This window comes from Sulfuricella sp. (genome assembly GCF_035531155.1).
Classification (GTDB): domain Bacteria; phylum Pseudomonadota; class Gammaproteobacteria; order Burkholderiales; family Sulfuricellaceae; genus Sulfuricella.
The window spans coordinates 1-13,574 of record NZ_DATKTK010000035.1 but is presented as its reverse complement, the minus strand read 5'-3'; the positions used below and the strand labels follow the sequence as shown (position 1 = coordinate 13,574).

Genomic DNA, 13,574 nt, shown 5'->3' with positions numbered 1-13,574 from the left:
GCAGTATGTGCTTGCTGGATCAGGTGGAGGCATGGGATCAGCAGCGCATCCAGTGTCGCGCAAGTAGCCACCGCGCCGCCGACAACCCGTTGCGCGCTGGTGGCCGACTCGGTGCTGCCTGCGGTATCGAATACGCGGCACAGGCCATGGCCGTGCACGGCGCCTTGCTGGCGCCGCCAGACGGTGCCGGCCCACGGGTCGGCTATCTGGTCAGCGTGCGCGGCACACAATTGCATGTGCCCCGGCTGGACGACATCGCTGCCGATCTGCGGGTGGAAGCCACCTGCATCATGCGCAGCGAGAACAATATTCTTTATCAGTTCAGCGTCAGTGCAGCGGGTCGCCTGCTGCTGGAGGGCCGCGCCGCAGTCGTGCTCGATGCTGACGCACTCACCCCCGTTTCAGGAGAAGCGCCATGAAAAACGCCCTGGTGACCGGCGGCAGCGGCGGCATAGGCGCTGCCATCTGCCGCCGTCTTGCTGCCGATGGCTGCCATGTCTACATTCATGCCCATCGCGGTCTGCAAGCCGCACAGGCGCTGGCCGATGCCATTTGTGCCGGCGGTGGCAGTGCGCAGGTGCTGGCATTCGATGTGACCGACAGCGCGGCGGTGGCCGATGTGCTGACCCCCCTCGTCGAACACCAGCCGATCCAGGTTCTGGTCAACAATGCCGGCATCCATGACGATGCGGTATTCCCCGGCATGCGCGCCGAGCAGTGGCACCGGGTGATGGATGTTTCCGTTAACGGCTTTTTCAACGTCACCCAGCCGCTGATGATGCCGATGATACGCAGCCGCTGGGGGCGCATCATCAATGTGTCATCCATCGCAGCGCTGACCGGCAATCGCGGTCAGGTCAATTATTCCGCTGCCAAAGGCGCGCTCAATTCGGCCACCAAGTCGCTGGCGCAGGAAGTCGCCAGCCGGGGCATCACCGTCAACGCGGTGGCGCCCGGCATTATCGACACCCCGATGAGCGAATCCGCGTTCAACGCCGAGGATATCGCGCGCATGGTGCCGATGAAGCGCGCCGGCACCCCCGACGAAGTCGCCGACCTGATCGGGTTTCTCGCCTCGATGCAGGCGGCCTATATCACCGGTCAAATTATCTCCATCAACGGCGGCATCATTTAAAGGCAAGTGACAACATGACCACCCCTGACCCTGCTCCGGTGCACGCGCCGCACGTCCCGCTGACCGATTACTACCAGACAGAACAAGATCGACAAGCTTATTTGCGCCAGATTTTTGACAACACCGCCGCGGATTACGACCGTATCGAGGCTATGCTGGCGTGGGGAACCGGTTCCCGCTATCGCCACCAGGCGCTGATACGCGGCGGTTTGAAAGCGGGCATGAAGGTGCTCGACGTCGGCGTGGGCACCGGCCTGGTTGCAGCGCAAGCCTGTATTTTGACCGGCGATGCCGCCCTGGTCACCGGGGTCGATCCCAGTCCCGGCATGATGGCCGCCAGCAAGTTGCCCGACACGATGGTGTTGATGGAAGGTCGCGCCGAGTCCTTGCCTTTTCCCGACAATCATTTCGACTTTCTGAGCATGGGCTATGCGCTGCGCCATATCAGCGATCTGAGCATGGCATTTGCAGAGTTTGAACGGGTTTTGAAGCCCGGTGGCCGTTTATGCCTGCTTGAAATCACCCGGCCGCAAAACCGTTTCTGGCGATGGCTGCTTAAAAACTATATGCGCGGCGTGATACCGCTGCTGACACGGTTCGTTTCCACTCAAAAAGATAACGCGACGCTGTGGCGCTATTTCTGGGACAGCATAGAAGCCTGCGTACCGCCAGAACAAGTCCTAGCCACACTGAGCGCTACGGGGCTGACCCAGGTTAAACGCCATCTGGAAGTCGGCGTGTTTTCAGAATATCAAGCGATCAAGGCTGCCCCTGGCCAGCCTAAGTAAGGTCGAATCGTGAAAATCACGAACCTAAAATCGCCCCAGCGCACGCCTTGCCAGCAAAACAGGTAAGCGCATCACAAAGCCCAGAAACAGCCGGGTGTGCATCCAGGTCAATAACACGTTGTCGCGCAGGTAGCGGAAATGCGACACGCCGCCTTCCTCCGCGCGGTAGTAGCGCACCGGGGCGGGCAGATTGACCGGCCTGACCCCACGCCAGCACAGGCGCACCACGGCCTCGGGATCGAAGTCGAAGTGACGCATCCACGGCTGGTGGCGCATCACCTGCCGCAACGCTTCAACCGGATACACGCGAAACCCGAACAGCGAGTCGCCGATGCCTGCCCACAAGGTTTCCAGGTTGGCCCACCAGTTGGAGACGCGCCGCCCCTTGACGCGCAAGCCCGGCGCATTGGCGTCGAATACCGGCACGCCCAATATCATTGCCGCCGGCTGGCGCGCGGATTCCGCCATGAATGCAGGAATACGCTCGGGGGGATGCTGGCCGTCCGAATCCATGGTTAAGATGTGGCTGAAACCCGCTGCTGCCGCCTGATCCAGGCCATGCAGTACCGCCGCTCCCTTGCCCTGGTTGCGCGGCAAGACCATCACGCGCAGGCCGGCATCCTGCGCTGCCATCGCCAGCAAACCCTCGGCGCTGCCGTCGTTGCTGCCATCCACCACCACCCACACCGGGGTCCAGTATTGGCGTGCCGCGCGCACGGTTTCATAGACTTTGGCGCCGGGGTTATAACTGGGGATGAGGACGAGATGCGTGGTCGATGGCGTCGTCATGACAGGGTACGGTCAGCCTGCGCGGGCAGGGAGTGGGTCGGGTAAAACGCCGAGCCTTGTACCAGCTCATGCGCAAAGTAATGTTCCAGTTCAGCCATGAAGCGCTGGGTATTTTGCGGTGGATCAAAGCGCCGGCCCAGGCGCACCCGGTAATGGATCGGCATCGGCGGTTTGCGGAACAGCGGCCAGCCCTTGCTCAGATACGCCGAATCGGTTTCTATCAGTACCGTCTGCACCGGCACCTGTGCATGAAGCGCGATCAGGCCGATACTGCCCTTGAACGGATTGACCGGGCACGAGGTGGTGCGGGTACCTTCCGGGAACAGCAGCAGATGGCTGCCGCAGTCGAAATCCTGGGTTGCCTGCTGCACCATGCGCCGCACCGGTGTATTGCGAATATAGCGCGCCAGCCGTGCGCCGGCACCGAGAAAAACATTGTTCATCAGATCGTCTTTAAGCACGCAGGCGACATTCGGCAAGCGTGAAATCACCATCACCGCATCCAGCAGGCACGGATGATTGGGCGCAATAATCAGCGACGGTTCATCGCGCAGGACATCCAGCGCCTCCAGGTCAAAGCTGCACCGGCGCGACAGGCTGAGACTGGCAAGGTAAAACCGAAACGCCGCCATGGTGAAGTAACGCCCCAGCGCCCGTCCCCGGCGCTCGGACAGGAGCGGGTAAATCAGCAGCGCAATCGGCGTCCATGCCAGGCACAGTATCCCCAGCCAGGCCAGGCCGAGATACAGCACCAGGTAATCGTAACCATTCAGCAACACACGCAATGCGGCGCGCATGATCAGTCCCGCTGGCCGGACATGGACACCAACGGATGCGCAGCAGTGGCCTCAATTTCCAGCAGCAGTTCCTGGCGGCATACATCAGCCTGCAGATAGACCGCCTTGAGCGTATCGCCCACGCAGTGCGCCAGCTCGGCGCGAATCTGCGCCAGATCGGCAGGGTGGCGCACGTATACTTTGTAATGCAGGCTGGACAGGTCGAACCTCCGGCTCGCCAGACGGTTTGCCTCGGCCAGCACGGCCTTGATATTGGTCATGGTCTCGCGGGTTTGTGCCACGACATCGGCGGGGTGCAGGGTTGCGTGGCCAACAATGCTGGCGGTGCCGGATACAAACAACACCTCATCTAGCCCCAGGCGCACCAGGCTGGCGCGCGAAAACGTCGGGCTGCGCGGGCCATATTGCTGCGGATATTGGTAGGCACTGATCTGACGCGGGTTTTCGATGTTCAGCGGCGCCATACGACCGGCTAAAAAGGCAATGGTCAACGGGCCCTGAGCCGAACGCCCCTGTCCAAAACCTAGGGCACACGCAGCAGGGACATTCCCCACCACATCGCGTCCGTGAGCAAGGAACGCGTCCTGCCGTCCCTGGTTGAACTGGCGATAACGTTCCAGCCCGAAACTGTGGGTGTTGATGTCAGCAATGTAATTCCAGAAGCGGAACAGATACGGGTAGCGCAGCGTTTCGAGCAGCGCAAACACCTGGCGATAGGCCGACTCGGTGGCCTGCTGTAACGGCGTTTTGTCAGTGCCGGCTTCAAATATTGTTTCAGACAGTACGATCACGCCAAACAACACCTCCTCGTCATGGCGATAATGGATGGCGCCACATTGACCCCGCGTCAGCGGTCCGCTGCCGTGCCAGACTTCGCAGATTGAATCGCCGGCATCCAGTCTCTGCATGGATACACACATGCAGGGGACCCCCATGTCAGTTTGAATCTGGCTCTCGACCGCATCCGCAGAAAAACAGAGGGCGCCCAGCACGCTGTTTTTCCACTCTGCCGGTTGTTTCAAAAACGCCGCAATGGACAGGTTTGAGCCATTCAGGGGGGATACCGTGTCGCACATCAGTTCATCGCTGCGCCAGTTTCATCCACAACCCGGATGTTGTGTTTGCGCATCCGCGATGCCTTCAATGTGCGCCTGAAATTGAGCAAGGATGCCGCGTAATACAGTCCTTTTAATAGCCGCAACGGGCTATGAATCGGGGTATTACGAAGCACGTCGCCGGCCAGCAACGCAGTGGCTGTCGAGCCTGCGGGGGGAGTGTTCATGGCTTACTCAGGCTGGTTATTCATCTCCCCGAATTGTATCGCATCGCACTGGTAATCATGTGGCTTTTCATAAGCCAGATTTTTTGAGGGTGCGCGATACTGAGTCACCCGTCAGAGGGTGGGGAGGAGCGAGGGAACTGTCCTTACCGGCGCAGCACCGGTTGTTTCAGGTCGCCAGACACGGTCAGGCGTGCGCGAACCGTGGACGACTTCAATTTCATTTCTACGCTGGTATTTCCCGACAGTTGCTTGTTCGGCATGATGTCTGCCTCGCCGCTGGCGGTGAGCAGGCCGGCTGCGAGCTTCATCTGCCTGTATTGATAGCGCTGGCCGTCTAGCGTCATGTTACCCGAGAGGCTCGCGAACAGGGTTTTTCCGCCGCTGGTTGCCACGGCTCGCGGCTGGATCGCGCGCGCCAGATCGATGTTGCCGATGGCGCCATCGCGGACGTTAAAGCTGGCCTTGATCCTGGGCGCATCGAAGAGGGTGCCCAGGTCTCTGGACTGCATGGAGTAAACGGTTTTTGCATCGAGCTTGCCGGTCAACGCAATGTCATTTGTCAGTGCCGGCATCGCTCCGGCCAGCAAGATGTTTTCAATGTTGAGATCCCCTTCCGCGCTCCAGAAGTCGCCCCATTTGATGGTCGCGCTGCCTTTTGCCTTGCCGCTGTAGAGCCTGCCCTCGATTTCGCTGATCCACAAACTCCCCGAGGTTGCCATGGCCTTGGCGCGCAGTTCGGAAAAGGTCAGGTTCGGCCAGAGCGGGGGGTGCCAGTCATTGGCGGCAATATTGACTTCGAACCCGTCGTTTTTCGGGGTGATAGCCACTTCGATTTTCTTGTCCGTGCTTCTGATGTTAGCCCGTTCGAATTTGCCCGTTCCAGCCAGCGCGACATCCGCCTCCAATGGGGGTAGCGGTATGCCTTTCACTTCGATGGTTGCGGTTTTGACAGCGATCCGGCGGACCTGGATTTTTTCGGCGCTATCGCCCGGCCCGACCCAGTCTATCACCCTGGACAAGGCGTCCTGATTGAGCGTGAGTGACTCCACCTCAATGGCTTTGATCGTTTTGGTCTCGCCGAAAAAAGCGGCCAGTTCGGGCATGAGCCGGACCGTGGGGATTTTGATGTCACGTAATTTGCCGATGGTGACGCCATCAAGTCGAAGATGGGGCGCGGGCCACAAGGAAGCGCGCATGGAATGGATGGAAACGGGCTCGCCCATCCTGTCCGAGGCCAGTTTTTCAATGGGCGGGATGAAGATATTCAGGCTCATTACCTGCAACAACACGAGCGGTAACAGAATCAGCGCTACCAGCGAAATCATTGCAGCCTTGCCCAATTTGAAGGGGCGCTTGAGTTTTTTGGGTTTTGCCAGCGCCTTTTGCCGGGCTTTTTCAGCCTTCTCGGCGCGTGCATCTGCCAGAGCTCTGGCTCTGGCTTCGATTTCTGCCCGTTCCCGCTTTTCCTGATCCGCCTCTTCTCGCGCCTTCCTCTTTGCCTCTGCACGGGCTTTTTCTTGCGCCTCTTCCTGTGCTCGAATTTTTTCATCGGCTTCCCGGCGTGCCCGTTCTTCGGCTTCGGCCATTGCCCTGGTTTCTGCCTCCTCGCGAGCCTTGCGTTCAGCTTCCCTCCGTGCCCTGGCCTCGGATTCGGCTTTTATCCGTGCTTCCTCTTCGGCCCGCGCTTTTTCCTCTGCTTCCACGATTGCCCGTACTTCGGCTTCCCGCTTTTCCCTGGCTTCCTCCTCCTCGCGAGCCTTGAGCTCGGCTTCTTCCCGCTCTCTGGCTTCAGCCTCGGCTTGTATCCGAGCCTCCTCTTCGGCTCGTGCTTTTTCCTCTGCTTCCCGGCGTGCCTGTTCTTCAGCTTCTGCTTCGAGGCGCTTCCGTTCTTCGGCTTCTTCCCGGGCGCGGGCTTCCAGCCTGAGCTGTCTACGGGCTTCGGCTCTTGCTTCTTCCTCCGACTTTGCTCTGGCCTCGGCTTTTCCCCGTTCCCGCATTTTTTTGCGCTCGGCTTCTTCTCTCGCCTGGGCTTCCATCCTGAGCTGTTTACTCACCTCGGCCCGCGCTTTTGCTGCAGCTTCCTCTAGCGCCTTGCGCCCTGCCGCCTCTCTGGTGCTGGCTTCTTTGGCTGCCCTCTCCTGGGCCTCCTGGCGTAATCGTTCTTCGGCTTCGGCCTTTTCTTTTTCCGCTTTTTCCCGACGAGCCTGGATATCGGCTTTCTCTGCTTCCTCGCGAGCCTTGCGCTCTGCCGCCGCTCTGATTTTCGCTTCTTTAGCCGCCTGCTCCTGGGCCTCCCGGCGTGTCCGTTCCGCGGCTTCGGCCCGGTCTTTTTCCTCTTTTTTCCGTTGCGCCTGGTCCTCGGCTTCCTTGCGGGCTAAACGTTCTGCTTCTCCGCGTGCCTTGGCCCCGGCAATTTTTTGTTGCTCCGCTTCATGCCGCGCACGCTCTTCGGCTTCTTCCTGTGCCTTGCGCTCTGCCGCCGCTCTGATTTTCGCTTCTGTGGCCGCCTGCTCTTGGGCCTCTCGGCGGGCTCGTTCCGCGGCTTCGGCCCTGTCTTTTTCTGCCTTTTCCCGGAGAGCATGGTTCTCGGCTTTCTTGCGAGCCTTAAGTGCAGCTTCTTCCAGTGCCATGGCTTCGGCTATTTTTCGTTGCACTCCTTCCCGCCGTGACCGCTCTTCTGTTTCGGCGGCTTCTCGCGCCTTGATTTTCTGGCGCACCATCTCCTCTTCGGCTATTGCCGCCGCTTTTTCATGGGCTTTTTGCCGCGCTTCTTGCGGGTTTGCCGTGGCTTCTTTCATGAGCTTCTTGCGGGCTTCGGTTTCGGCCAGCACCCTGAAAAAGGTTTCGTCGATGGTTTCTGAAACAACCATGGAGGCGGAGGTATCGGGGGTGATCGAAAACTGGGTAAGGGGTTCTCTTGCAACCGCCTTGAGGTAGCCGTCTTTAGACAAATTGACCAGGATCTGAGGGAGCGTGGAGGAGGGCAGCTCACCGGCTTTTTCCAGAATTTCTTCGACCGTTGCCCTGCCATCCACCAGGCTGAGTGCTCGCGCGAGGTTGGCGGGCAAGCGCTTGCCTTTCTGGGTGATGGCCTGCACGCCCTTAGCTGTTTTGCTGTATACCGTGGTCAGGTCCATATTCAGTTCGTCAATCGGCAAGGTTGCTCGAACAGTGCCCAACTACGCGCCCCAATATTTCGGGAGGCAGGCTTTAAGCCCATTTTAATTTTGGGGCGAGATGGCAATTCTAATTGATTTATTATGCCACTGAATTAACAAAACTTAATCTTGATGATAGGGTGTCGGCACTTCCCTTGTTTTTCCCCGGAGCGCATCTGCCAGCGGGGCGTAATACGGAGTCTACCACCGAATTGGTAGAAATGAGGCTACGGAAAATCACCAGGAATTGTGGCTCACATGCCCGAGTGATGAATTGCTGCTGAAGCTGTTCTACTTGCTATGGCAGTCTATTGAGCTGCTTCGTTCTGAATCTCGAGCTTCTTCATTTTCTCCCACAGGTTCTTCCGGCTGATGCCGAGCGCTGCAGCCGTATCAGCGATACGGCCACCATTGGCGCTTAGCCTGTCTTCGATGTATTTCCTTTCGCAGGCATGAAGATATTCGTTCAGTGATTCGGCCCCTTGAGATTGTTCTGGCGGGGTCGACGGCAGTTCGTCGAAGAGCAGCTCCGCCGTGAGCCCATTTTGTTGGGAGAGGATGCATGAGCGCTCAAGGCAATGTTTGAGCTCACGGACGTTGCCCGGCCAAGGGTAATCTAACAATGCTTTTTCTGCTGATCGGAGCAGCGTGCGAGCGCCGCAATTTCCCGCAGTACAGGTTTTGAGCAGCCGTCCAGCCAGCCACAGGATGTCTTCCTTGCGTTCGCGCAAAGGTGGAATGTGCAGTTGGATTACGTGGATCCGATAATAAAGATCTTCGCGGAACTTGCCGACTTCCACCATTTTCTTGAGATCCTGGTGCGTGGCACAAATCAGCCTGATGGTTACGGGAATCAGCGCTTCCCCACCAACACGGACTATTTGGCGTTCCTGAATGGCACGCAGAAGCTTGATTTGCATCGTTGGCGACATTTCGCCAATCTCATCAAGGAACAGTGTTCCGCCATTGGCCAGCTCAAAAACCCCCTTTTTGTCACGAACGGCTCCAGTGAAAGCGCCCCTGACATGACCGAATAACTCGGCCTCCAGCAGGGTCTCTGTCAGCGCGCCGCAATTGACTGCTATAAAAGGCGTCTGGTCAGCAGGATCGTGGTGATGGTGGAGTGCTCGCGCCACCCACTCCTTGCCGACGCCGGATTCGCCGGTAATCAATACGGAGGTTGAGTTCTGAGCGATCCGGGGTAGCAGCGATTCAATCGTGCGCATTGCGCGGGAGACGCCCAAGTTGTTTTCACCAGCAACTGCTGGTCTCGATTGGATACACAGGGATTTTACTGTTTCCAGGAGCGCATGAATGTCCAGCGGTTTGGTGAGATAGTCATGGGCGCCAAGCTTCAGGAGCCGCACGGCCCGGTCGACTGTGCCGTAGCCGGTAGTAAAAACGAATGGAGGTAGAGTAGTTGCAGTCGCTTTCAATTGCACAAACAGGTCTTCGCCATTGATGTCCGGGAGCTGTATGTCGCTTATCACAGCATCGTACCGCTTGTGGCCCAGAGCCCGTAATGCGTCTTGCCCAGTCTTGAACCAATCACATTCGAAGTCCTCCAGATCCAGGCGATCCGAGAGCGCTTCGCCCATGATCAGATCGTCTTCGATCAGGCAGATACGATAAGGCTTCGTGTTCACGCCACACCTCCTATGGGAATGCTGACAGTGAAGCGCATCTGATTATTCGACTCCCTCTTAACGGTGACCTGTCCGCCGAGTTGATGCACGATCTGATAGGTGACCCATAGGCCGAGACCGTGCCCGCCCTCGCTCAACGGGGAGAATGGTTCGAACAGATGGGCGATCTGCTCAGCCGACAGCATCTTGCCGTCGTTTGCCACGGAAATCCGCATCTGACTGTCTGCGATGCCGATATCGACGGCGACCTCGCCTTGCTGCGCCACCGCCTGAACTGCATTAAGTAGCAAGTTGATCAGAATCTGGCGTACCAGTGTAGCAGGAAGAGGAACATCTTCATCCAGGCTGTTGTGCCAACCGATGTGCAAGGCTTTCTTGCGGGCCATGGGTGTGATCAGAGTTAACACGTCCTCAATGTCCTGTGGCGTAAGACTGCGGCTTTTTATCTTGGCTTCCACCAGCAAGGCACCCACAGTGTCTTTGATTTGGGTTAGTCCACGCTCGATCAGGGCTATAGTTTTCATCGTGCGCTGATCCGCATCGCTATGGCATTTCAGCGTGTCGATGGCAGTGAGCATGCCGCTCAGCGGGTTATTGATTTCGTGAGCAATGCCTGCCGCGAGTTGCCCCAGCGCTGCCAGCCGCTCCGACTGCACCATTTGCTTTTCAAGCTCCCCCTTGTCCTTAAGATCTCTAAGCATCTGGGTATAGGCATCGAAAAGCTTACCGATTTCATCGCGATAGACATAGAGTTCAGGATCCAGATCTGCTGGCCATTTCCTGCTGATTTCCCCCATGCGCGCAGTAAGCATTACCAGCGGTAATGCCATGCGCTGACCCCAGTACCAGTTGAAAGGGAGCAGGATGGCGAGAATTATGGCCCCTACTGACAAACCGCGCCCGACAATTCGGGTAAAGCGCGGCAAGAAGACGTCCTTGGGGTGGACGATAATCAGGGTTCCGAGATGTGCGTTCTCGCTGGAAATGGGGGTTACGTAATAATAATATTTCGACTCGGGCAGATTTATCTCCTGCGAACTGCGCCCATCCATTCGGGTGATCCGGTCTGCGAGCACGGCATACTCCGGACTTAAGTGACGCATCTCTGTGAGCATGGGGGCGGATTTTGGGTGAGCAGAGACAACAACACGCAGCGCACTGTCGACAACTAGTATGGTTTCCGCATTGACTGGATTTGAACCATCTATCGCCCTGTTGATTGGGGCGGAGATGATCTCATACGCCCGCCATATGTCATCGTGCAGCATCGCGGGAAAGAGAGTTGTTTTAAGCGAATACCCCATGGTTTCCGAATTGATGAGTAAATCCTCTTTGAGTTCATCGTAGGAGTTGATGATGAGCGTAAACGACACGGCCAGCGCAGTGATGATGATGAGCAGCCCCCCCCATAGAGGAATTTTGTATCTGAAGCTGAGATCCAAAATGGGTTTCATGATGGATTTCATAGATCGGCCATGGTGTGCATCATTTTGCGCACACCGTCGTACAGCTTTGCGTCGCCGGGGGCGAAACCGCTCAGGTTAAGCCGTTTAAGCAGCTTGGCCCCCTCAGGATCGTTTGCCATGTCCAGCAGGGCTTGTTGCATGGCAGCAGAATCAGCCCTGTTTACGTTGCGGCGGGCGACGATGGGCGGAAAGCCGTACTCGGGTGATTTCGCGACGATCCGTGTTTGATTGGTTAGATCGGGCTGAATGATTGATAACGTGTCCCACACGAAACTGTCCAGCGAGCCGGCGTCTACCAGACCTTGAGCGACGGCTTCGACAATTCTTCGATGGCCCCAGGTAAAGAACGTCTTGCGAAAGAAGCGGTTCGGGTCTTCCCCCGCCTGTTGTAACTGGTATCGAGGTACGAGGTGGCCTGAATTCGAATAGGGATCGGCATAGGCAAATATCTTTCCTTTCAGTTGCAGCAGCGATTTTGTCGTAAGGTCTGAGCTGGGCACAATAAGGTAGGAGCAGTAATAAGGCCGACCTTGGTAGAGAGGTGTAACAAGTAATCGTGCAAGGCGCTTATCCTCGAGATAGACATAGGGGTAATCGGAAACCCAGGCGAAATCAATTTTCTTCTGTTTTATTAAATCTATGGTCTCGCGGTAGCTGTCCCGTGATACGAACTCCACCGGGCGTCTGAGCTTTTTCTGGAGGTATTCGCGCCAGTCAATTAGCAATCCGTACTGATTGTGAATGATAGCCGGCGTGAGACCAAACCGAATGGGTTCACTATTCTCTTCTGCCCAAACCGTACTGGATGCAAACAAGATAATTATTATTGAAAATATCTGTAACAATATGAATTTATTATAAAAATAGATCATCATGTTACTTGATGGTAACTTCTTGTTACATTTGTTTTCAATTTTGTTACCAAATGGAACATTTTTCATTTTGAATTTTTTTCTAAATATTAGATGAAAGTTCTTCTGTACGCCGTTCATCCACTATCTGAGATAATATTACGTTAATTCATCATGATACATGGATGTGGCGTACTTCCAGCAGGGCGCATAGCTTAGACATAAATAGATAACCGCCTACAAAGCGCCACACCAATCAGCTTCTTGCAAGTCTCGTGCCGTGTGGACTCCGACCGTTGTGCTGCACTGAGGCTTCTTCAGTTGCTGAATACCCCTTCACTGGCTACAGCCCAGATGTAAGCAGTGATAGTCGGATAGTTATTCCCGCAAATATCAAAGATGAAATCGAATCCTTACCCCAACATCAGCCACGATTGTCTAGCCATCGTTATTGGCAAGCATCTTAATGTTACCGGAAAGTAACGCGATCATGCGCAACAAGTTCCGGATTCCATCTTGAAATTACCTATCCACCTTGAAAATCGATTTGAATGATCTACTGGAGAATTCGTATGAAAGAGCCCAAGCATACGCACCACCATGTATCTCAAGGTTTTATTCTACGATGGCACTGGCGCGATTCTGATGGGGAAGTCTGACAGGTAGCTCGCGGCAACAACATGGTACATCTATTGCTTGATACGAGACGTCGGCATCCTGTATCGGTACAGGATATTCATTAAGTTTTTGGATAAGAAAATGAGCTACCAAGTTCGTAATCATGTTCCGTACCCTGTTTTCTTAACATAGGCAATCGAAAGTTATGCGCATTCCCAAATCTGTATCGTGGTCTTTGGCTGGCCTGATCTGCCTAATAGGTGCTTCGGGCATTTGGCAGACCGAGGTCAACGCCGCGGAAGCAGCCAGTGGCGGGCTTGTGCCTGTCGCCGGAAAGCTTGACAACGCCTCGTGCCAGACCTGCCACGACGGCAAGAAAGAAGAAATAAAGGTGCCGGGCGCAGAAGGGAAAATGCGCCCGTTGCACGCAATAAACGGCGACAAGTACGTTAAAAGCGTGCATGCCAAAATGCTTTGCGTCGATTGCCATAAGGAAATTACCGATAGTGCGGCCCCGCACAAGAAAGGCCCGGCGCAAAAGGTCGGCTGCGTGCAGTGTCACCAGGACTTGTGGGCGGCCGCCAAGAAGGAAAATAAAACCCAGAAAAAGCCGAGACTGGGCGTGGTGGTAAAGAACATCGAGGCCTACAAGAAATCCTTCCACGCCCGTCCAAACCAGGATGATCCGTCCCAAGTCAACGCAACCTGCACCCAATGCCACGACACGCACGGCTTCAACGTGCCGGCCGACAAGAAGAGCCCGCAATACGCCGCATGGCGCAAAGAAGTTCCCGCCCTGTGCGGCGAGAAATGCCACGACGAGCAGCTCGAAACCTACACGGAGTCCGTGCATGGAAAGGAAGTTCTCGACAAGAGCAATGCCAAGGCCCCCGTCTGCACCAGTTGCCACACCAACCACGAGATCACCAATACCTCGCTGGACTCGTTCAAGCTCCTCAACTCCGAGGTATGCGGCAATTGCCACAAGGACCGGCTCGAATCCTACCGCGACACCTATCACGGCCAAGTCACCAAGCTGGGCTA

At 56.4% G+C, this 13,574-nt stretch carries 11 protein-coding genes and 1 pseudogene; 4 read left to right on the top strand and 8 right to left on the bottom strand.

The genetic code is table 11. The features are described from left to right. Window positions 1-5: 5 nt before the first annotated feature. Genes VMV64_RS07160 through VMV64_RS07150 form a run of 3 tightly spaced genes read left to right on the top strand, consistent with a single transcriptional unit; the run spans window position 6 to window position 1,923 of the window. Window positions 6-419 carry a 3-hydroxylacyl-ACP dehydratase gene (locus tag VMV64_RS07160; protein WP_325329268.1) on the top strand — a complete coding sequence of 138 codons (414 nt, stop codon included), beginning with the start codon at window positions 6-8 and terminating at the stop codon, window positions 417-419. After that, window positions 416-1,135, top strand: a complete 720-nt coding sequence (gene fabG, locus VMV64_RS07155; protein ID WP_325329267.1) for a 3-oxoacyl-ACP reductase FabG — start codon at window positions 416-418, stop codon at window positions 1,133-1,135. Before VMV64_RS07160 ends, fabG begins: the two co-directional genes overlap by 4 nt. 14 nt (window positions 1,136-1,149) lie before the next feature. After that, window positions 1,150-1,923 (top strand): class I SAM-dependent methyltransferase, encoded by a 774-nt coding sequence (locus tag VMV64_RS07150; RefSeq protein ID WP_325329266.1) that lies wholly within the window; start codon window positions 1,150-1,152, stop codon window positions 1,921-1,923. Between the two features lie 24 nt (window positions 1,924-1,947). On the opposite strand, the gene VMV64_RS07145 is transcribed toward VMV64_RS07150, so the two are convergent. The 8 genes from VMV64_RS07145 to phnD all read right to left on the bottom strand — a co-directional run bounded on the left by VMV64_RS07145 (window position 1,948) and on the right by phnD (window position 12,053). Beyond that, window positions 1,948-2,712 (bottom strand): glycosyltransferase family 2 protein, encoded by a 765-nt coding sequence (locus VMV64_RS07145; RefSeq protein ID WP_325329265.1) that lies wholly within the window; start codon window positions 2,710-2,712, stop codon window positions 1,948-1,950. Continuing rightward, window positions 2,709-3,509, bottom strand: a complete 801-nt coding sequence (locus VMV64_RS07140; RefSeq protein ID WP_325329264.1) for a lysophospholipid acyltransferase family protein — start codon at window positions 3,507-3,509, stop codon at window positions 2,709-2,711. The genes VMV64_RS07145 and VMV64_RS07140 overlap by 4 nt, the downstream gene beginning before the upstream one ends. A gap of 2 nt (window positions 3,510-3,511) precedes the next feature. Next, window positions 3,512-4,585: a Rid family hydrolase gene (locus VMV64_RS07135; RefSeq protein ID WP_325329263.1), complete on the bottom strand. Its 1,074-nt coding sequence runs from the start codon at window positions 4,583-4,585 to the stop codon at window positions 3,512-3,514. After that, complete coding sequence (locus VMV64_RS07130; RefSeq protein WP_325329262.1) at window positions 4,585-4,791, bottom strand: hypothetical protein; 207 nt, start codon at window positions 4,789-4,791, stop codon at window positions 4,585-4,587. Before VMV64_RS07130 ends, VMV64_RS07135 begins: the two co-directional genes overlap by 1 nt. 143 nt (window positions 4,792-4,934) lie before the next feature. Continuing rightward, window positions 4,935-7,949, bottom strand: a complete 3,015-nt coding sequence (locus tag VMV64_RS07125; RefSeq protein WP_325329261.1) for a hypothetical protein — start codon at window positions 7,947-7,949, stop codon at window positions 4,935-4,937. 308 nt (window positions 7,950-8,257) lie between these two features. After that, entirely contained in the window at window positions 8,258-9,595 is a 1,338-nt protein-coding gene (locus tag VMV64_RS07120; RefSeq protein WP_325329260.1) for a sigma-54 dependent transcriptional regulator, read from the bottom strand. Then, complete coding sequence (locus VMV64_RS07115) at window positions 9,592-11,049, bottom strand: HAMP domain-containing sensor histidine kinase (RefSeq protein WP_325329259.1); 1,458 nt, start codon at window positions 11,047-11,049, stop codon at window positions 9,592-9,594. The genes VMV64_RS07120 and VMV64_RS07115 overlap by 4 nt, the downstream gene beginning before the upstream one ends. Before the next feature lie 8 nt (window positions 11,050-11,057). Next, on the bottom strand, window positions 11,058-12,053 hold the full coding sequence (gene phnD, locus VMV64_RS07110; protein ID WP_325329258.1) for a phosphate/phosphite/phosphonate ABC transporter substrate-binding protein: 996 nt from the start codon (window positions 12,051-12,053) through the stop codon (window positions 11,058-11,060). 682 nt (window positions 12,054-12,735) lie between these two features. Here phnD and VMV64_RS07105 point away from each other — a divergent pair. Further along, window positions 12,736-13,574 (top strand): annotated as a pseudogene (locus VMV64_RS07105) (cytochrome C); the annotation flags it as partial.